An 18592-nucleotide genomic window follows, 5' to 3' on the forward strand; every position below is an offset into this window, starting at 1 on the left:
CGCCAGATCCTGTTCGGACATGGCCATCGGCTTGCGCGGCATCTGGCTGTCCGGGTCCATCGACGGCATACGGCCGGTGCTGACCTGGAAGTCGACCCGGACCCCCGCGTCGCTAGTGGCGGTCGACCACGATCTGTCCGTCAGCGCCGACCAGACCGGCCGGGCCGCCACCGTAGAGGGCCTCGACCCTGGCCCGCTCGGCGGCGTTGGGCTGGGCGTTGGCGCAGCCCACACCGCCGGTCGAACCCGACATGAGGGAGGAGCACGGGCCGGGCTTGGCGTCGGGCAGCCCCAGGCTGTGGCCGAGCTCGTGCGCGGCGATCCGCAGCGGGTCGTGCCCCTCGGCGGTGCCCTGGCGGCCCATCCAGACGGTGACCTGACCGCCCGGACGGACCGGCCCCAGGTGGGCGCGCGGCCAGCCGTCGTCGGTGATCACGCGGATCTCGGCGCGCCGCCCGGCGGGGGCGGGCTCCAGACGGACGTTGTCGACGCTGGAGTTCCACACGTCGGCGGCCGAGGCGACGACCGAGGTGAACTCGGCGGCCTGGCTGGCGTCGTAGTACAGGACGGTGGGGTTCTGCCGGAGGGACTGCTCGGTGGACGCCGCGCCGGCCGGTGCGGTGCCCACCAGCGTCAGCGCCAGCGCGCTCAGCGCGACCAGGAGGGGTGTCAGGACGCGTCTCAGCATGGGGTCTCCCTGGGGGGTGAGGGTGCTGATGATCTTCGTGACCCGGTGGGGTCGCGGTGATGCTATGCGTGGTGATCCGTCCCCACAAGGAGTGCACGACGCTAGGATCGCGCAGCGCGCTCGGGAGCGGCGGGGCTCAGGGACCCGCCGCGTCCAGGTGGGCTACGAGGTCGTCCAGGAGCGCGGTCACCAGTTCCGGCTCCAGCTCCAGGGTCGCTGGCAGGGCCTTCTCCCAGCTCTCGGTGGTCAGGGCCCGGGCGACGAGCCGACGCCGTCGGTCGGCCGGGGCACCGGCGGAGATCGACAGGAGCGCCTCGCCCTTGCCCCGGGAGTCGGGGACACGGGAGAGGACGTCCTCGGCGCGGGCGGTCTCACCGAGATGGCCGAGTGCCTCCGCCGCCACCGCCAGGATCCGGTCGTGCCAGGAGCCGTGGTCGACCTCCGCGCACCTCTCCTCCACCTCCTCGACCAGGTCCGCCGCCCGCTCCCTCTCACCGAGCACGGCCAGCCCCTTGGCGGTACAGGCGAGCAGGTGGAGCCACTCGTGCGCGTGGCCACCGTCTGAGGGAAGGTCCCGGAGGGGGCCGAGGTCGCCCGCGCGGGCGACCTCCAGCCCCAGGGCCTTCGAACGGGTTTCGTCGGCCTGGCGGTAGGCCAGCGCGTACGCTCCGGCGACATCGCCGGAGCGGGCGAGGGCGACGACGCGGAGCCGGTCCTCCTCCCCGGAGTGGAACCGGGCCTCGGGGAACACCGCCAGCGAGTCCAGGGCAGCGAGCACCGCGCGCACCCGACGCGCATCCGCCGCTTCGGAGGAGGCCCGCAGGACCTCCACGAGGTGCGTCCGGGCTTGCCGGAGGTGTGCGGGCACCAGGGCCTCCGCGGTGGTCGGGGATCCTTCACCGGTGCGGGCCGACGGCGGTTCGGCGGACGTCTCGCGCGGACCGGTTCGCGCGAGCTGCCTCCACCGCTCCACCAACGATGTCGCGGCGGGGAGCCCGCCGGCGTCGTCCATACGGTGCAGCAGGGTCTCCAGGTGGTCGGCGAGTGCGGAGGCCCGTTCGGGGGCCGGCGCGGCCACCCGCGCGACCTGTTCCAGGAGACGCAGGGTGCTCGGAACGGGGGTGAGGGTCGACCAGGCGAGGCTCTCGGCCCGGGCGGCCACGGATCGGGCCCGCCGTGTCTCCCCCCTGCCGTGGAGCTCCGCCGCGACGCGGCCGAGGAGATAGGCCCGGTCGAGGTCGTCGACGAACAGGTCCACGATGCTCTCGGCCCGCGTGGCCAGGCCGTGTGCGACCAGGTGGTCGAGCAGGGCCCCCAGGATTTCCATGAGGTGCAGCGACTCGGGGGCCCTGGCCTGTGCCTCGGCGATCCGCGGAGCCCGGGGGAGGGGGAGGTCGAGCGCGACGAGGGCCGTGTGCAGCGGGAGGAACGTCCCGGGGCCATCGGCTCCGCCGTCCCGGTCCGCCAGGGCGCGCAACCGTGCGAGCGCGGACGCCGACGCCTCCGGGGCCGCGGCGCCGGTGTGGGCGACGACGGCCAGGAGCTGCCAGACGAAGGCCTGGGCCTCGACGTCCTTCACGTCGTGGGCCACGGCCGCCGCTGAGTGCCAATCGCCTTCTTGGACGTACGCCAGGGCCACCAGGACGAGGTCGGAGCGCCGGTCCTCCTCGGAGGCGCGTGCCGTGGCCTCCGCGTGTTCCAGTTCGTGCCGCGAGATACGGGACCGCACCATCGCGGTCAGCGCCCACGGAGTCACCGCCTTGCCCATGCGGGAGTGCAGCGCGTCGGCCGCGTCCTGGTCCCGGAGGGTGAGGTGGAGCCGGAGGACATTGGAGAGCGACGCGGTGCGCGCGACGGAGCGGGGCAGATCCCAGGCGAGGTGCTCCGCCTCCCGGGCCAACGCCATGGCGCGCTCGCGGCCGGCGGGGTCGGGGACGTCGTTCCGGTCGTCGACGCCGACGAGCGCCTCCGCCAGTTCGGTGATGAGGCCGACGCGGTCGGTGGTGGTGCTCGCCGCCTCCACCAGAGCCCGCGCTCGTTCCATGACCCGTGCTCCGCGCCGCTCCTCTCCGTTTTCGACGAGTGCCGAGGCGATGAGTCCGAGGGCCTTCACCCTTCCCTTCCGGTCCCGGATCTCGTCGAGAAGCGGGAGCGCCCGGTCCGGATCGCCCAGACGGAGGCGCAGGTGGATCGCGTCGATGAGACAGAACCGCCGGTCGAGCGAGCTTCTCGCGGTGCGGGCGGTGTTCTCGATCTGACGGGTGACCCTCGCCGCCCGTGCGCGGTCGCCGTGGTCCACTAGGGCGTGGCCGACCTCGGCGAGGAACCGGGACGGCTCCATCTCGCTCGTCGCCGACAGGGCCAGGGCGATGGCCCGTTCGGGTTCGCCGAGCCGCACCCAGAGGCAGGGAAGTCCTTCGGGAACGTAGAGAAGTCGGCTGACCTGCTGGTACGCGAGGGTCAGTCGGAGCATCGCCACGAGGTCGACCGCGTCACCGCCCGCGACCCGGTGCTGTGCGGCCAGGATCTCCGTGCGCGCCTCGTGGGTTCCCCCGGTCACCTGGATCAGCCGCTCGGACCGCTTCTGGTCCAGCGCCAGGGCGACCGCGCGTTCCGTGTCACCGGTGGCCTCGAGTAGCCGGAAGTAGCCCCGCAGCAGATATCCGGGGGTGCTCTCGGGCCACCCCCTCCGGCGCCACTGGTCGGCCCAGAGGTGGAGCCGCCGCCGGTGGTCGGCCAGCCTCCGTGCCCCCAGGTGGTCGACGACCGCTCTCTGGAGTTCCTCGTGCCCCAGGATCAGCACCTCGGGTTCGGCGCGGTGCACGTAGGAGTGCGAGCGCCGGGAGAAGGAGCGTCCGGTCACGGCGGACAACAGGTCGCGCAGCCGCGCGGGGGCCAGGTCGGTCAGCTCCGCGAGGTCCTCCTCGGACAGGCCGCCACCGGCGGCCGCGACGAACCCGAGGAGGTCGCGCTCCGCCTCGCCCTCCAGCAGGTACTTGAGCTCGCGGTTGGCCTCGTTCCGGATCACCTCGGCGCGCGGCGAGGGGCGCAGGGGCCGCACCACGCGGGCGTCGCGCAAGGGATGGTCGTCCGGGACGTCCCCGGGGAGGGGCGGGTTGAGCCGCCCCGACACGATCACGCAGGTCTCCACCGGGAGCCGGGCCGGCAGGACCGACGCGATGCTGTGGGCGTCCGGACCGGCGGTCATCCCGCGGTCCTCGTCGAGGCCGTCCAGAACCAGGACGAGGCGTTCCCCCCGGCTCCGGCAGCGGTGGGCGGCCAGGTCCAGGTACTGGTGCAGGTAGGCCTCCCGGTTCCCCGCCCTCACGTGGGTGGGGAACGGTTCCCCCGCGATGTCCGACAGCTGGTGCAGCACCTCCTCCGCGAAGGCCGACCGGTCGCTCTGTCCCTCGAAGCGCGCGGTGACGAAGAACGAGACGACGGTGACGCCCGGGGGCGGATCGAGCGCGCACCAGGACATCAGGGCGGTCTTGCCGGACCACGCCGGGCCCTGCCACCACAGCCACCTCTCGTGCTCGGGTGCGTCGGCGGGGACCGCGCGCGTGCAGAAGTCCGCCATTTGCCGCAGTTCCCCGTCGCGGTCCTCCAGCGTCTCGGGGCGGATCCTGCGCACCTGGTAATGGTAGGGGGAGGGCGTCGGCGCGGCCTGTTGGTGGACGTCGCCGACGTGGATCCCGGTGTTGGCGTAGGAACCGGAGGAGGCCGTGGCGTCGCCGGTCCCGCGCGCGGAGGGTCCCCGTCGCCTCCCGGACCACGCCGTCACGTGCGCGGCTCGTCTTCGGCCGGACCGCGCTGGTCGATGCCGCTCACGGCCTCGCCGTCACCCGAGGCGATGGCGTCGCCGCTGCCCCGTACCCGCAGGTCACGGGATTCCCGGCGGCCGGGGAGTCGGACCCCGCTGGTCGCCCGGCCGCCTCCGTCGGCCCGGGCCGTCCCGCTGTCCCGCACCGTGACGCCCCCGGTGGTCCGCGCCTGACCGGGACGCAGCGCCGCCCACACCGCCACCCCGACGGCGGCCAGCCCGGCCAGCGCCGAGGCGGACGTGGCCAGACGGTTGGCCTGCTCCCACTGGAGCAGGACCAGTGCCGCGCAGAGCACCGCGACGACCGCACACGTGACCACCACGACCCAGCGTCCCTTGTCCATACCGTCATGATGGCAGTACCGGGAGGGGCTGCGCCCCCTCACTCCGTGCGTGCTCCCCTGCGGGGCGGGCGTCCCCGAGCGGTCGCGGGTCCGCGCCCGCCCCGGCCCGGGGCCGTCGGACGACCCACCCGGCCCCAGGAATCCCCTGGCGCGGGGAGGTGGGGCGGGCTACGGTGCCCGGATGACGGACTCCTCAGCGGTACCCGCCCCTCCAGACGCGTCCGAGCCCTCCGCGGTGTGGGACGCCGAGATGGCCCGTTCCTACGACACCCCGGGCGAGGGCGTGTTCGCGCCCGAGGAGGTCGAACCGGTGGTGGCGCGCCTGGCCGCGCTCGCCGGGAGCGGCCAGGCGCTGGAGTTCGCGGCGGGTACCGGGCGGATCGCGGTGCCGCTGGCCGCCCGGGGGGTTCCGGTCACCGGCGTGGAACTCTCTCCGGCGATGGTCGACCTGCTCCGCGCCAGGGCCGACGAGGACACCGTCCCGGTACTGGTCGGCGACATGGCCACCACCCGGGTCCCCGGCGACTTCACCCTCGTGTACCTGGTCTACAACACCATCTCCAACCTGCTCACCCAGGACGAGCAGGTCCGGTGCTTCGCCAACGCTGCCGCACACCTGGGGTCCGGCGGCCGGTTCGTGGTGGAGCTCGGCGTGCCCGAACTGCGGCGGCTCCCTCCCGGCCAGGACGGACTGGTGTTCGCCCGCGATGAGGGGTACGTGGGGCTGGACACCTTCGACCTCGAACACCAGCACCTGGTCTCGCACCACATCAGGTTCGGAGCCGATCGCGAGCCCTCCGTGATCCGTGTGCGACAGCGCTACGTCTGGCCCGCCGAGCTCGACCTGATGGCCCGGATGGCCGGTTTCGCGCTGGAGTCCAGGCACGCCGACTGGCACGGAACCCCGTTCACCGGTGACTCCCGCTCACACGTGTCGGTCTACCGGCTGCCCGGCCGGGGGTAGCCGCGAACCGGGCCCCGGCATCCGCTGGCTCCGTTCGGGCCCCTCACGCGTCGCGCCGGACGACGCAGCCCGCGTACACCGCGCAGGACACCGCCGCCCACACCACCAGCACCACGGCGGCGACCCCGGGCGCGAGCTCGGTGACCTCGAACGCGGGTGTGCCCAGCAGGCTCATGGCGGCCTGGTCCGGCAGCAGGCGGACCCCCTCCGGCCACTGGAGGAAGCCGCCGCCCGCGAACACGGAGACCCCCACCAGGACGGTCAGCGGCGCGGCGGTCCCGCGCATGAGGGCGGCCAGCCCGAGGGCGACGGCCGACACCATGGCGTAGGCGAGCACCCAGCGGCCGGTGTCCGCCAGGACCGCGCCCGCGCCCGCGTCCTGCGCGAGGGCGAGGACCGTCCGGCCGGGCAGCAGGACCGCGACCGCCGCCGGGACGACGACCGCACCCGTGGCTAGGAACTTGGCGAGGGCGAGTCGGCCGCGCCACGGTACGGCGGCCAGGGTCGTGCGCAGCTGCCCCTCCCGGAACTCGCTCCCCACGGCGTGCAGCGGCAGGAGGAGGAACACGTGGACGGGCGCGAACATCACCACGGCGAACGCCGACAGCGGCGCCACGTCGTCACCGATGCCGAACCGCAGCCCGTCGACGGTGGCCAGCACCGCGAAGAGGGTGTTGGCGGCCAGGGTCCCGGACAGCGCGAGCCAGGTGACCGGGAGGATCTTGGTGGTCTCCGCTCGCACCGCGTCGCGCAGACGAGGGGGGAGCGTCTCGGGCGGTGCGCTCATCGGGCGTCCCTCCTGTACAGGACCAGCGCGGCGGCCGCGACGGTCACGACCAGCCAGGCGAGCAGGACGACCCCGCCCGTCGACGGCGACGAGCTGAACGGCGGTCCTCCCAGGTCCAGCCCCTCGCTCTGGAGCAGGAGGTTGCGCCCCGCACTGAACGGGGTGAGGGCGTCCAGGCCCGGGGCGACGGCCGAAAGCGCCTGTGTGAGGGTGAGGACGAGGAAGCCGCCCATGAGGAGCACGCCGAACAGCATCCGGCGGGCGATCAGGGTGACGGCGAACGCGACCGTCGTGATGACGACGAGCAACAGCACCGCCCCGCCGATCCAGGCCAGCGACTCCGCCCGCCAGACGAGGTCCGGCTGCCAGTCCCGCACGGCGAGGTGGGCGAAGATCAGGGAGAGCGCGGCGATGACCAGCGCGCACGCGAGGGCGTACAGGCCGGTGGCCGCGCACTTGGCCAGGGCCAGGCGCACCCGAGAGGGCACGGCCAGCACACTCAGTCCCAGGTGTCCTGAGCGGAATTCGGCACCCGCGACGGCCGCGCCCAGGACGGGGAAGAAGATGCCGGGGTTGAACACACCGGCGCCCATGGACGCGAGGATGTCGAGGTCGGCGGGGACCGGTCTGCCGTACCACCAGTGGTCGCCGTGACCGTCCACGGTCTCCAGGACCTCCCGCATGGACGCCAGCGCCTGAAACTGGAAGAGGACGGCGAGGACGGCCAGGGCACCGGTGACCCCGAGGACGCTGGGCAGGGTGACGGTCTTGGTCAGCTCCGAACGGACGACGGACACGACGCTCACCACTTCCTCCCGGACGATCCGCCGGTGAGCGCGAAGAACGCCTCCTCCAGTGAGCCGTGCCCGGCGCTGACCTCGGCCAGCGGTCCGTCGGCGATGACCTGGCCCCGGTCGATGATCACCACGTCGTCCGCGACCTCCTCCACCTCGTTCATGAGGTGACTGGAGACCAGCACGGTGTTCCCTTGGGCGGCGTAGTCGCGCAGGTACGTGCGGACGGTGCGGATGCCCTCCGGATCGAGTCCGTTCACCGGTTCGTCCAGCACCAGCGCGCGCTGCCGCCCCAGCAGCGCGGCCGCCAGACCGAGCCGTTGCCGCATCCCCAGCGAGTACCGTCCCACCCTCCTGCGGGCCGCGTCGGTGAGCCCGACCGTGGCCAGCGCCTCGTCGACGTGTCGGGCCGGGAGGCGGTGGGAGTGCGCCAGCCACCGCAGGTGGTCCACGCCCCGGCGCTCGGGTACCGCCGACGCGCCGTCGAGCAGGGCGCCCACGGTGTGCAGCGGCGCCCGCAGCGAGGCGTAGGGGCGTCCGTCGACCAGCGCGGTGCCGGAGGTGGGCCGGTCGAGGCCCAGCAGGATGCGCAGCGACGAGGACTTACCCGCGCCATTGGGGCCGAGCAGGGCGGTGACCCGGCCCGGTCCGGCACGGAAGGTCACGTCGGACAGGATGACGCGGTTCCCGCGCCGCTTGGTGATGTTCTCCAGGGTGAGCATGACCGCCATGCAAGCAGCGCGCCCGGCCCGCGGTCATCGGTCCGGGGACCGGACCCCGAGTCGCGGGTCGGCCCCGGGTCCCTCGGACCACGGGCCGATGCCGTCCGCGGCGCCCGTTCCTATAATCGGGACGGTGGATATCCCCGGACCGCCCCGAACCCCCCGCACGTGGCTGCTCCCCGCCCTGTCCGTCGGCGGCACCGCGGTGCTCTCCCTCATGTCCGCCGTCGCCGCCCTGGCCACCGGAGTGACGGTGTGGACGGTGTCGCGCTCACGGCGCGAACGTCGGGAGCACGAACGGCGCCTCGAACTCTGGGCGGGTGAGCGAGTGGTGCAGCGGGAGCGCCTTCGCATCGCCCACGACCTGCACGACCTGGTCTCCCACGGACTGGGGACCGTCACAGTGCGGGCGGCCGCGGCTGCCAGGACGGAGGGGCCTTCCGGTGAACGGGAGCGGGTCGGCGCGTTGGCCGATATCGAGGAGGTTAGCCGTCGCACCACCACCGAGCTCAGGCGCATGCTCACCGTGCTGCGCTCCACCGACCCCGCGGCTCCGGTGCGACCCGCCGAGACACTTGACGCCCTTCCCGGGATCATCCTGGCCGCACGGGAACGGGGACTGGACGCCGCGCTGGACGTGACACCGGACCCGCCCGGCACCGGTACCGTGTCGCCCGGTGTCCAGCTCACCGTGTGCTCCGTCGTCCGGGAGGCCCTGGACAACTCGGCCCGGCACGCGGGTCCCACCGCCGCTCGCGTGGCCGTGCGTCGCGAGGACCGTTCCGTCATGGTCACGGTGGTCGACGACGGCCCGGCCCGGGGGTGGGTGCCGCGCCCCGGAGCCGGATTCGGCCTGGTCGGTCTGCGCGAACGCGTCCGTGCCCTCGATGGGACCCTCAGCACGGGGCCGGAGGGGCCCGGGTTCGCGGTCACCGCGCGACTCCCCGACCCGGAAACGGCGTGACCGGGACGGGCCCGGTGCCCGACACCGCTCCCGGCGCCCGCGTGACGCCCGGTTCGACCTCCGCCGACGTGCGTGTGCTCGTCGCGGACGACCAGCCCCTGCTGCGCCACAGCCTCTCCCTGCTCATCGACGCGGCGCCGGGGGTGGCCGTGGTCGGTCAGGCGGCGACCGGACGCGAGGCGGTCGCGCTCACCGGTGCGCTGCACCCGGACGTCGTGCTCATGGACATCCGCATGCCCGACGGGGACGGGATCGAGGCCACCCGGTCGATCACCGCGGCCGCGGGGCGGACCCGTACCCGGGTGCTGGTACTGAGCATGTTCGAGCTCGACGAGTACGTCCACGCCGCCCTGAGGGCCGGGGCCAGCGGCTTCCTGCTGAAGGACGCCCACCCCGACCAGCTGGTCGAGGCGGTCCGGCGCACGCACGCGGGGGAGTCCCTGCTGGCGCCGAGCATCCTCACCCGTGTGGTGGAGCACTTCCTGTACAGCCCCGGGACCGGGCCCGTACACGGGCTCGACCACCTCACCAGCAGGGAGATCGAGGTCCTCGCGCTGGTGGCGCGGGGGTTGTCGAACACCGAGATCGCCCAGGAGTGCACCATCTCCGTCAGGACGGTCAAGACCCACATCGGCAACCTGCTCGCCAAACTGGGGGCCCGGGACCGGGCCCAGCTGGTCATCGCGGCCTACGACAGCGGTCTGGTCGTCCCGCCCTGACCCGGCGCGGGTGCGGTCCCCCGGCGGAGGGAGCCGTCTCCCGCTGACGGGGGAGGCCGAGCCGGGGCGGGGCCGGTTATCCTGGAGTTCCTCATCGGACGACCAGGAGGGATCGGACATGCCGGGGGCCTCGGAGACACGGCCGCGCTGGCCTGCCATCACCATGGCGGCGCTGTTCCTCGGGTACGCGCTGGGCAAGGCGGTCCGCGCCGTGCAGGGAAGGCTCGGGTTCCCGGGCGGGCCGGTCCCCTCCGCGAGCGAGCACGCGTGGTACGCCGAACACGTGATGGACGTGGCGACGGCGCAGTGGTGCGCGGTGGCCACGGGACTGGCCGCCGCCGCGCTGGTGCTGGCGACGGTGGTTCCGGCGGGCCGTCTGGTTCCGCGCCCGCTGATGCTGGGGGCGCTGGGCGTGACCCTGGTGGCGTTCGGATTCGGAGTGGTGATGATCGTCGCCGGAGGGTTCTTCGGGGTCGGCGCCGACTGGACTCGGTACCACGCGGTGGCCGGGGTCGCCGTGATGGTGCTCCTGACGTGGACCGCCCTGGTCTACGCGCGGTCGGCGGCGCCGGTCCGCGTCCGGACCGCTCGCCGGGTGCGCGGGAGGAGGGGCGGACGGCGGGATGGCGCCCCTCCGGAGAGGGCGCGTGGAGCCGCGGGTACCGGCGGGCGGGCCCGGGGCCGGGGCGCTGATGCGTGACATCCGGGGGCTCCGCGGGGGCGACGCGGGAGTTGTCCACAGCCGGGCGGCCCCCGCTTGTGGCCGCCCGGCCCCGCGCCCAGACTGGAACCGAGGACACCCCTCTCCCCACCTTTCGAACCGTAGGGACGGCCCATGCTGGAACCCCTCTTCGACACCCACGCCAGCCTCGACGCCCTCGTCCTGTACTCGTCCCGGGCCACGGAGTGCCGCGACTTCTACAACGCGCTCGGGCTGGCCTTCGGTGAGGAGCCCGTCGCCCTCTCACACGGAGCCGGGCGCTACACCACCCGACTGCCCCTGGGACCGGTCCTGGAGATCCGCCCGGTCGCGGAGGGGACGCGGACGGCGGGCCTCGGGCTGCGCCTGGCCCTGGACGCCGCCGAGACCGACCCGCCGCTCGCCCGGGGAGAACACCTGCTGACCGACCCGGACGGTCGTAGCGTGGCCGTCACCGTCCGCTGAACCGGTGGGTCAGTCCCGGGCGCGGATCATGGACACGTACGCGTGGAAACCGCTCCACCGCGTGTGCCGGACCGGGCGCCTGCGGTACTCGCGGAAGCCGACGCTCTCGTAGAGCCCGAGCGCGGGCGCGTTGGTGTCCTTGATGTCCTCCAACGTGAACTCGTCGTGGCCGGGAAGGGAGACGATGTGGTGGAGCACGGCCCTGGCCGCGCCCCGGCCGCGGAAGCGCCGGGCGCTGGCGACGAACCCGATCTCGGCGCGACCGGGCCGGTCCGCGCCGGAACCGCCCTGGAAGTGGGTGCGAAACACCCGGTCGGCGATGGTGCCCTTCACCGGCCCGAGGTGCCGGCGCAGCGTGCGCGCGTCGTGGTCGATCGCCTCCTGGCCGCTCTCGGTGAGACTGGCCAGGGCGGCCGGGCGGCCGTCGATCAGCGCCACGTGGAAGCGTTCCAGAACCAGCATGTGCTCCACGGCCCCGGTGAGGCGGACCGTGTCCTTGGAGAAGTACGCCAGGTCATCGCCGAACCCCTCGACGAACACCTCCGTGATCGCCCTCCGGTACGCCTCGCCCAACGCGTCGCCGCGCCTGACCTCGATCCGCGTCTCTCCGGTCGCCTCACCCATCGTCGCCCTCCCTGAGGAACAGTCCCATCACCGTGGAGGCGCTCGGCAGCACGCACCGCTCACCCAGGGCCGAGCGCATCGACACGAGGCCGTCCAGCAGGGCGAAGTAGCAGGAGGCCAGCTCGTCGGCGGAGCCGTCCCGAACGGAGCCCCCGGCCTGACCCCGCTCGACGAGCGCGACGGTCGCGGCGAGCAACTCGGTGTTGCGCTCGACCAGGGCGCCGGTGGCCGGGGCACCGTTCGCCTGTGTGAAGGCCTGGTGCATCAGCTGGAAGAACTCGACGAAGTCACCGTCGCCGGACAGGTCCGACAGGAACTCTCCGGTGAACGCGCGCAGCGCGTCCACCGGGTCGCCCGGTCCCCGGAACAGGTCCACGACGGCGCCCATCCCGGCGGCCGCCTCGGCGACCAGCGAGTCGAACAGCTCCTCCTTGGTGGCGTGGTGGCGGTAGATGGAGCCGGTGCTGATCCCGGCCTCCGCCGCGATGCCCCGCATGTTGACCGCGGCGTACCCCTGGCGCGCGAACAGGCGCACGGCGGCGGACCGCACGCGTTCCCGGGTGGCGGCGCGCATCGCCTCGTGCTGCTCGGGACTCCGTGGCACGGTGCCTCAACTCCCGATCTTCAGAATGAACATATGTTCATTCTAAGCGCATCGGCGCCTTGGTGGAACCCGGAGGCCCCGGACAGCCACGACCAGCGGACCTCGGATCGCCCGGCCCTCGATCCGGACCGCGTCCGCCTCGCGCGAGTCAGCCCTGGGGTTCGCCCACGTCGTCGCCTTCGGGGGCCTCACCGGGCGGCTGCCCCGGCGGGTGGCCTCTCCGAGCCGGGGGCGCGGGCGGCAGGGGAGGGGGCGAGCGCCGACCCCGCCTCAGCGCACCCGGCCGCCCCCCGCCCCCAGGCGACCACGCACCAGGGCGACCAGGGCGTCGATTACGAGGAAGGCCGCCAGCGAGACCCCCAGCACGGGCATGGCCGCCCCGAGGGCCGCGCACACCACGGCCACCGCCGCGCGCAGCGGCCAGGACAGCGCGGGGAACGAGCCGCGCGGGTAGGGCCTGCCCGGGCCCCGTACCCCGCCGGGCCGAGATCCACGCCGCCACCACATCCGGTAGCCCAGGACGATCACCCACAGCAGCGCACCGCACAGCGCGGTGAGCACGAGCTGGTTGGGGACCCCGAAGAGCAGGCCCATGTGTCCGTCCACGCCCCAGCGGCTCAGCTTCGCCATCAGGGGGTGGTCCTCGAACCGGACCACGTCGACCACCTCCCCGGTGTCCTGGGCGACCGCCACCGAGTCCGCCCGGGTGGGCCAGGAGCGTTCGAGCTGGGTGACCACGTAGGGGGAGGTGTGGTCGGCGGGCAGGTCCACGGTGACCCGGCCGTCGAGCCCGGCGGACCGGGCGCTGGCCAGAACCGCGTCCGGCCCGACGTCCACCCCCGGGCTCTCGGAGACCGTCTGCGTGGACACCGCGGGGGTGGTCCACGCCATCCGCTCGCGTAGGTCGGAGACGTTCGCCCCCGCGTACTGCGACCAGGTCAGACCGGTGGCGGACAGGAACAGCAGCCCCACGAGAATCCACGTGCCGGTGAGGGCGTGTGCGGAGACTGATCGGGAACGCCCCGATCCAGCCCGCCCGGGGCGCGTGCGGCCGCTCCTCACACGCGCCACCCACAGGGCCAGGCCGCCCAGCGCGACCACCCCCAGCCAGCTCGCCGCGAGTTCGCTGTAGAGGCGTCCCACCCCGCCCAGGTGGAGCTCACGGTGCAGCAGGTCGATCCAGGTGCGGACCGGAAGCGCCCCGCTGGTTCCGTAGCTCTCCGACACTCCGAGCACCTCGCCCGCGTGCGGGTCGACGAAGACCGTCGTGCGGGCCCCGGTACCGTTCCGGGCCAGGTCCATGAGCACCCACGTGGAGTCCTCCGGGGTGGTGGCCGGGCGCACCGAGTGCACGCTGGCGTCGGGCAGCTCGGCCCGGGCGATCCGCACCTGTTCGGCCAGGGGGAGGGACTCCTCTGCGGCGGGCACCCGCAGCAGGTCGGCGTAGAGCGCCTGTTCGAGCTGGGGCGTCCACACGTACAACAGCCCGGAGACCGTCGCCACCAGGACGAAGGGGGCCACCAGCACGCCCGCGTAGAAGTGCAGCCGCAGGAGCAGCGGCCTGAGTTGGGCCCACACGCCCCTCTTCGTGGGGGGTGCCCCGGCCCCGGTGGGGGGTGTGGTCGTGGTCGCCGGTTCCATGGGTCTCCCTGCCGTCGCCGTCCCGGTCGACACTCACGTCGTCCGTGGGGCCCGTTGAGTTCCCGGGGAGGCGCGGTCAGTCCGGGGGAGGGGGCCGGCCAGGCGGCTCACGCCGGGCACGCACAGCGGTAGCAGGCTGGTGACCAACCCCACGGCGGCCGCTCCGAGCAGGACGGGGCGGGCCCCGACGGCCTCCGCGAGGGCCCCGGCCACCGCGTACCCCAGCGGTTCGAGGCCGAAGCTGCCCACCTGGTCGACGCTGATCACCACGCTGAGCCGGTCCTGTGGGATCACCCGTTGCAGGGCGGTGTACCAGTACACGCCGAGGAGCATGAAACCCGCTCCGGTCACCGAGTAGCCCGCCAGCAGCACGGGCTCTGGCACGGCCAGCGCCAACCCCAGCAGCGTGAGCGGGAAGCAGAGCACCCCGGCCAGGGACACCGCCCCGGGGCGGGCCGGGGTCCACCGGGCGGCCAGGACCCCGCCCAGGAGTTGGCCCGCGGCCATGCACGACAATGCCAGACCGTACACGTGCGGGGCGTAGGCGTCGGCTACCACGATCGGCAGCAGCACGAACCCGGGGGCCAGTGTGGCGGGAGCCTGCACGGTGGCCACCGCGATGATCGCCGGGACCCAGGGGCGGCCCGCGACCTCCCGCCCGAGGCTGAGGCGCTGCGCGGAGACCTCACGGACCCGGTGAGCGTCGGGGCGGCCCTGCGCGGTGTGGACACGGTGTTCCTGGTCTGGCCGGGGGTGGACACCGCGCACGCCCCAGCGGTGATCGAAGCCGTGGTGGAGCGCGCCCGGTACCTGGTGTACCTGTCCTCGGCCGGGATCGACGACGCCCGGCCGGTCCAGGCCGACCCCGTCAACCAGATGCACGCCGACGTCGAACGCGTGATCGTCGGCAGCGCCTCGCCGCACGCGGCGGCGTGGACCCTCCTGCGCCGCACCAGCTTCGCCGCCTCGCTGCTGGAGTGGGGCGACCAGGTCCGGGAGGACGTGGTGCGCGAGGCCTTCGGCGACGCGAGCCGCACCCTGGTCCACGAACGCGACATCGCCCCGGTGCGTACCGTCCGGGTGCTGCTGGACGGTTCGCACCGGGGCGAGCGCCTGTACCTGAGCGGTCCGCAGCCGCACACCCAGGTGGAACAGGTGCGGATCATCGGTGAGGCGCTCGGCCGTACGGTGCTCTTCGAGGAGGTTTCGGCGGACGAGCTCCGCGCCCACATGCGGGGCGAGGGCTGGACCGAGGCCGACTTCGAGGGCATGGTCACCGCCTACGCGGCGATGTCCCGGGCACCGCGACCGGTGTGGGACACGGTCGGACGGGTGACCGGGCACGCTCCGCGCGGCCTGGCCGAGTGGGTACGCGACCACGAGGCGTCCTTCCGCTGACCGGTCGCCGCCGCCCGGCGGTCCCGCCCGCGCCGGTCTCAACCGGCCAGGTGGGCGCGCAGGGCGTCAGCGGTCGCGCCACTTCCCACCTCCGCCAGCCGCGCCGGCGTCCCCTCGAACACCACCCGGCCGCCCTCGTGTCCGGCGCCCGGACCCAGGTCGATCACGTGGTCGGCGGCGGCCACGACGTCCATCCGGTGCTCCACGACCACCACCGAGCCCCCGGCGTCCACCATGCGGTCGAACAGGGCGACCAGCCCGGCCACGTCACCGCCGTGCAGGCCGGTCGTCGGCTCGTCCAGCACGTACAGCCGCGCGGGCTCCTCCAGCTTCCGTGCCAGCCGGAGCCGTTGGCGCTCGCCTCCCGAGAGCGTGTCCAGAGACTGCCCCAGCCGCAGGTAGCCGAGGCCGACCCGTTCCATCCGCTCCGCGGCGTCGCGCAGCGCCCCGTCGAACAGCTCCCGGGCTCCGGCCGCCGTCAGCTCCAGCACCTGGGCGATGGTGCGACCGTCGAGCGTGTACGACAGCGCGCGGTCGTTGAACCTCTGTCCGTGGCAGCCCTCGCACTCCGTCTCGACGTCGTCGAGGAAGGCGAGGTCGGTGACGACGACCCCGCGCCCCCGGCAGGTGGGGCACGCTCCGGTGGAGTTGGCGCTGAACCAGCCCGGTCCCACCCCGTTGGCGCGGGCGAACCGCGACCTCAGGGCGTCCTGGACCCCCAGGTAGGTCACCGGTGTGGACCGGGGGCCGCTGTGTAGTGAGTTCTGTGTGAGCACCACGGCGTCCGGTCGTGCGCGGGGCAGCTCCCCGTGCGCGAGTGAGCTCTTGCCCGACCCCGCGACGCCGGTGACGGCCGTCAGCACCCCGGTGGGCACGCGCACGTCGATGCCGCGCAGGTTGTTCAGCCGGGCGTCGCGCACCCACACGGCGCCGTCCGGGACACGGGTGCGGGCCCGTACCGCGCGGGGCCGGCGCAGGTAGCGTCCGGTGGGGGTGGCGGCGCGCCGCAGCCCCGCCACCGACCCCTGGTACACCACGCGTCCGCCTTCGGCCCCGGCCCCGGGCCCCAGGTCCACCACGTGGTCGGCGACGGCGATCACGTTGGGGTCGTGTTCCACCACCAGCACCGTGTTGCCCTTGTCGCGCAGGCGTCGCAACAGCCCGGTGAGTCGGTGGACGTCGGCCGGGTGCAGCCCGGCACTGGGTTCGTCGAGCACGTAGGTGAGTCCGGTGAGCGCGCCGCCCAGGTGGCGCACGAGCCGTACCCGTTGGGCCTCTCCCCCGGACAGCGTGGCCGAGTGCCGGTCCAGGCTGAGATAGCCCAGCCCCACCTCCTCCAGGCCGCGCAGCCGCTCCAGCAGTGCCCCGGTCACCGGGGCCACCTCGGGGTCGTCGATGTCGCCGATGAGCGGGCGCAGGCCGGACACCGGCAGAGCGTAGAGGTCGGCGATGTTGTGCGGGCCGATCCGGCAGGCCAGGGCGGCCGGGTTGAGGCGGGCGCCGTCACACGCGGGGCAGGGGCCCCGCCGGACCACGCGTTCCAGCTCCTCGCGGTCGCCCGGCTTGAGCGGGGCGTCCAGCAGGCTGCGGGTGATACGGGGGACCACCCCCTCGAACACCCCGGAGACCGGGAACTCGGGGTCGGCGCGGGGTGCCTTCACCCCCTCCGCGTGCAGGAGCAGGCGGCGTTCGTCGGGGGTGAAGCGGCCCACCGGCAGTGTGCGGTCGAACAACCCGGAGTGCACGTAGCGCTTCCACCGCCAGGTCCCCGGGGCGAAGGTCCGCAGCCGGATGGCGCCCTCGTCCAGGGAGAGGGCGTCGTCCAGCAGGGCGTCGGCGTCCACGCGCCGGACACGGCCGAGCCCCTCGCACTCCGGGCACATGCCGCTCGGGTCGTTGAACGAGAAGGCGGGGGAGTAGCCCGCTCGGGGACGACCGATCCGGGAGAACAGCAGCCGCATCAGCGGCGCGAGGTCGGTGGCGGTGGCCAGGGTCGAGCGGGCGTTGCCGCCGAACCTGCGCTGGTCCACCGCCACGGTCACGGTGAGGTTCTCCAGTCGGTCCGCGTCGGGCACGCCCAGGTGCGCCATGCGGCTCCGGGTGAAGCTGTCGTGGGCCTCGTTGAGCTGGCGCTGGGACTCGGCGGCGATGGTGTCGTACACCAGGGACGACTTGCCCGAACCGGACACCCCGGTGAACACGGTGAGCCGTTCGCGGGGCAGGGTCAGGTCGACGTCTCGGAGGTTGTTCTCTCGGGCGCCGGTCACGGTGATCCCGGGTCGGTTGGAGGGTGTGGTGTCCATGCGGCCCACGCTAGGAGGCATTGTGGTCAGTTTCCGGCCACAATTGGCCCGGCGTCGGGAAGAATGTCGGCATGGCCGACACCAGTCAGCGCATGCTGCGCCTGCTCTCCCTGCTCCAGAACGGACGGGCGTGGTCCGGCTCGGACCTGACCGCCGCCCTGGGCACCAGCCCGAGGTCCCTGCGCCGCGACGTCGACCGACTGCGCGCGCTCGGCTACCCCGTCGAGAGCCTGCGCGGCCCCGGGGGCCACTACCGCATGGTGGCGGGCAACGCCGTGCCGCCGCTGATGTTCGAGGACGACGAGGTGGTGACCGTCGCTCTGGGGCTGCGGATGGTCGCGGGCGGTCTCAGCGGCGTGCTGGGGGCCGAGGAGGGTGCCGAGCGGGCCCTGGGCAAGATCGAGCGCGTGCTGCCCCCGCGCCTGGCCCGCCGGACCGTGACCCTGGCCGCCGCGGTCGACCCGGGGCGCAGGGTGTGGCCGGGAACGCCGGTGGACGTGCTCACCGGGCTGGGGGAGGCGGTCGCCGCCGGGCACCGGATCAGGATGACGCACCGGGGCCGCGACGGGCGGGAGCTGCGCCGGGAGGTGGACCCCTACCGGTTGGTCCTGCTGCGGGGGCGCTGGTACCTGTTCGCCTGGGACCGCGACCGCGAGGACTGGCGATCCTTCCGGCTGGACCGGATCACCGGGGTCACCCCGACCCGTGCCGTCTTCGATCCGAGGGAGCTGCCCGCCGAGGACCTGGCCGCGTACCTGGAGGAGGGGTTCGGCGCGGGGCCGGAGCGGCACACCGTGACGGTGGTGTTCCACGCGGATGCGGCCCGGGTGGCCGCGTGTCTGACCCGGGTCGACGGCTCCCTGGAGGCGCTCGGCCCCGACCGCAGCCGGTACACGGCGCGGGTGGACTCCTACGCGTGGATCTCCCTGGTGCTGGCGATGACCGGCCTGGAGTTCACCGTGGAGGGGCCGGAGGGGTTCCGGGCCCACGCGGCCGAACTCGCCGGCCGGCTGGGGCGGGCGGCCGCCGGGTGAGGGCACGGCGTGACGGGC

18 protein-coding genes and 1 pseudogene are annotated in these 18592 nt (G+C 73.9%); 7 read left to right on the forward strand and 12 right to left on the reverse strand.

Features of this window, described 5'->3' with window-relative positions:
* The 4 genes and pseudogenes from ABZ635_RS17505 to ABZ635_RS17520 form a co-directional block, all read right to left on the reverse strand.
* Positions 1-96: pseudogene (locus ABZ635_RS17505) on the reverse strand (cytochrome C); the annotation flags it as partial.
* Positions 97-112: 16 nt separating this feature from the next.
* A complete protein-coding gene (locus ABZ635_RS17510) occupies positions 113-688 on the reverse strand; it encodes a snapalysin family zinc-dependent metalloprotease (RefSeq protein ID WP_357765883.1) in 576 nt (191 codons plus the stop codon).
* 136 nt (positions 689-824) lie between these two features.
* Positions 825-4322 carry a hypothetical protein gene (locus ABZ635_RS17515; protein ID WP_357765886.1) on the reverse strand — a complete coding sequence of 1166 codons (3498 nt, stop codon included), beginning with the start codon at positions 4320-4322 and terminating at the stop codon, positions 825-827.
* Between the two features lie 146 nt (positions 4323-4468).
* Positions 4469-4855, reverse strand: a complete 387-nt coding sequence (locus tag ABZ635_RS17520) for a hypothetical protein (RefSeq protein ID WP_357765890.1) — start codon at positions 4853-4855, stop codon at positions 4469-4471.
* Positions 4856-5036: 181 nt separating this feature from the next.
* Between ABZ635_RS17520 and ABZ635_RS17525 the strand changes: the two genes are divergently transcribed.
* Positions 5037-5819: a class I SAM-dependent methyltransferase gene (locus ABZ635_RS17525; protein WP_357765893.1), complete on the forward strand. Its 783-nt coding sequence runs from the start codon at positions 5037-5039 to the stop codon at positions 5817-5819.
* 43 nt (positions 5820-5862) lie between these two features.
* On the opposite strand, the gene ABZ635_RS17530 is transcribed toward ABZ635_RS17525, so the two are convergent.
* From ABZ635_RS17530 to ABZ635_RS17540, 3 genes are read right to left on the reverse strand one after another with little or no spacing between them, the layout of a single operon-like run.
* Positions 5863-6606 carry an ABC transporter gene (locus ABZ635_RS17530; protein WP_357765896.1) on the reverse strand — a complete coding sequence of 248 codons (744 nt, stop codon included), beginning with the start codon at positions 6604-6606 and terminating at the stop codon, positions 5863-5865.
* On the reverse strand, positions 6603-7412 hold the full coding sequence (locus tag ABZ635_RS17535; RefSeq protein WP_357765899.1) for an ABC transporter permease: 810 nt from the start codon (positions 7410-7412) through the stop codon (positions 6603-6605). Before ABZ635_RS17535 ends, ABZ635_RS17530 begins: the two co-directional genes overlap by 4 nt.
* Complete coding sequence (locus ABZ635_RS17540; protein ID WP_357765902.1) at positions 7409-8122, reverse strand: ATP-binding cassette domain-containing protein; 714 nt, start codon at positions 8120-8122, stop codon at positions 7409-7411. The genes ABZ635_RS17535 and ABZ635_RS17540 overlap by 4 nt, the downstream gene beginning before the upstream one ends.
* 133 nt (positions 8123-8255) lie before the next feature.
* Here ABZ635_RS17540 and ABZ635_RS17545 point away from each other — a divergent pair, with 133 nt between their 5' ends.
* From ABZ635_RS17545 to ABZ635_RS17560, 4 genes are all read left to right on the forward strand, one after another.
* A complete protein-coding gene (locus ABZ635_RS17545; protein ID WP_357765904.1) occupies positions 8256-9086 on the forward strand; it encodes a histidine kinase in 831 nt (276 codons plus the stop codon).
* 41 nt (positions 9087-9127) lie between these two features.
* Positions 9128-9805 (forward strand): response regulator transcription factor, encoded by a 678-nt coding sequence (locus tag ABZ635_RS17550; protein ID WP_357766033.1) that lies wholly within the window; start codon positions 9128-9130, stop codon positions 9803-9805.
* 118 nt (positions 9806-9923) lie between these two features.
* Positions 9924-10505 (forward strand): hypothetical protein, encoded by a 582-nt coding sequence (locus ABZ635_RS17555; protein ID WP_357765906.1) that lies wholly within the window; start codon positions 9924-9926, stop codon positions 10503-10505.
* A gap of 135 nt (positions 10506-10640) precedes the next feature.
* On the forward strand, positions 10641-10970 hold the full coding sequence (locus tag ABZ635_RS17560; protein WP_357765909.1) for a hypothetical protein: 330 nt from the start codon (positions 10641-10643) through the stop codon (positions 10968-10970).
* A 9-nt stretch (positions 10971-10979) separates the two neighbouring features.
* On the opposite strand, the gene ABZ635_RS17565 is transcribed toward ABZ635_RS17560, so the two are convergent.
* The 4 genes from ABZ635_RS17565 to ABZ635_RS17580 form a co-directional block, all read right to left on the reverse strand.
* Positions 10980-11594 carry a GNAT family N-acetyltransferase gene (locus ABZ635_RS17565; protein ID WP_357765912.1) on the reverse strand — a complete coding sequence of 205 codons (615 nt, stop codon included), beginning with the start codon at positions 11592-11594 and terminating at the stop codon, positions 10980-10982.
* A complete protein-coding gene (locus ABZ635_RS17570) occupies positions 11587-12198 on the reverse strand; it encodes a TetR/AcrR family transcriptional regulator (RefSeq protein WP_357765914.1) in 612 nt (203 codons plus the stop codon). The genes ABZ635_RS17565 and ABZ635_RS17570 overlap by 8 nt, the downstream gene beginning before the upstream one ends.
* A gap of 270 nt (positions 12199-12468) precedes the next feature.
* Positions 12469-13839, reverse strand: a complete 1371-nt coding sequence (locus tag ABZ635_RS17575) for a PepSY-associated TM helix domain-containing protein (RefSeq protein ID WP_357765917.1) — start codon at positions 13837-13839, stop codon at positions 12469-12471.
* A 33-nt stretch (positions 13840-13872) separates the two neighbouring features.
* On the reverse strand, positions 13873-14454 hold the full coding sequence (locus ABZ635_RS17580) for a hypothetical protein (RefSeq protein ID WP_357766039.1): 582 nt from the start codon (positions 14452-14454) through the stop codon (positions 13873-13875).
* Between ABZ635_RS17580 and ABZ635_RS17585 the strand changes: the two genes are divergently transcribed.
* Positions 14371-15237, forward strand: coding sequence for an NAD(P)H-binding protein (locus ABZ635_RS17585; RefSeq protein WP_357765920.1), 867 nt, complete (start codon positions 14371-14373; stop codon positions 15235-15237). The two genes, ABZ635_RS17580 and ABZ635_RS17585, sit on opposite strands and share 84 nt — an antisense overlap.
* 38 nt (positions 15238-15275) lie before the next feature.
* Here the strand turns inward: ABZ635_RS17585 and ABZ635_RS17590 are convergent, their stop codons facing one another.
* On the reverse strand, positions 15276-17540 hold the full coding sequence (locus ABZ635_RS17590; protein WP_357765923.1) for an ATP-binding cassette domain-containing protein: 2265 nt from the start codon (positions 17538-17540) through the stop codon (positions 15276-15278).
* Between the two features lie 71 nt (positions 17541-17611).
* On the opposite strand from ABZ635_RS17590, the gene ABZ635_RS17595 reads away from it, so the two are divergent.
* Entirely contained in the window at positions 17612-18574 is a 963-nt protein-coding gene (locus ABZ635_RS17595; protein WP_357765926.1) for a YafY family protein, read from the forward strand.
* Positions 18575-18592 lie beyond the last annotated feature (18 nt).

Source organism: Nocardiopsis sp. NPDC007018 (genome assembly GCF_040635075.1).
Classification (GTDB): Bacteria; Actinomycetota; Actinomycetes; order Streptosporangiales; family Streptosporangiaceae; genus Nocardiopsis.

Bases quoted from the DNA above. Each gene is read 5' to 3' on its own strand.
- ABZ635_RS17510 (WP_357765883.1), bottom strand. From the start codon at position 688: ATGCTGAGACGCGTCCTGACACCCCTCCTGGTCGCGCTGAGCGCGCTG.
- ABZ635_RS17520 (WP_357765890.1), bottom strand. From the start codon at position 4,855: ATGGACAAGGGACGCTGGGTCGTGGTGGTCACGTGTGCGGTCGTCGCG.
- ABZ635_RS17525 (WP_357765893.1), top strand. From the start codon at position 5,037: ATGACGGACTCCTCAGCGGTACCCGCCCCTCCAGACGCGTCCGAGCCC.
- ABZ635_RS17530 (WP_357765896.1), bottom strand. From the start codon at position 6,606: ATGAGCGCACCGCCCGAGACGCTCCCCCCTCGTCTGCGCGACGCGGTG.
- ABZ635_RS17540 (WP_357765902.1), bottom strand. From the start codon at position 8,122: ATGCTCACCCTGGAGAACATCACCAAGCGGCGCGGGAACCGCGTCATC.
- ABZ635_RS17555 (WP_357765906.1), top strand. From the start codon at position 9,924: ATGCCGGGGGCCTCGGAGACACGGCCGCGCTGGCCTGCCATCACCATG.
- ABZ635_RS17560 (WP_357765909.1), top strand. From the start codon at position 10,641: ATGCTGGAACCCCTCTTCGACACCCACGCCAGCCTCGACGCCCTCGTC.
- ABZ635_RS17565 (WP_357765912.1), bottom strand. From the start codon at position 11,594: ATGGGTGAGGCGACCGGAGAGACGCGGATCGAGGTCAGGCGCGGCGAC.
- ABZ635_RS17575 (WP_357765917.1), bottom strand. From the start codon at position 13,839: ATGGAACCGGCGACCACGACCACACCCCCCACCGGGGCCGGGGCACCC.
- ABZ635_RS17590 (WP_357765923.1), bottom strand. From the start codon at position 17,540: ATGGACACCACACCCTCCAACCGACCCGGGATCACCGTGACCGGCGCC.
- ABZ635_RS17595 (WP_357765926.1), top strand. From the start codon at position 17,612: ATGGCCGACACCAGTCAGCGCATGCTGCGCCTGCTCTCCCTGCTCCAG.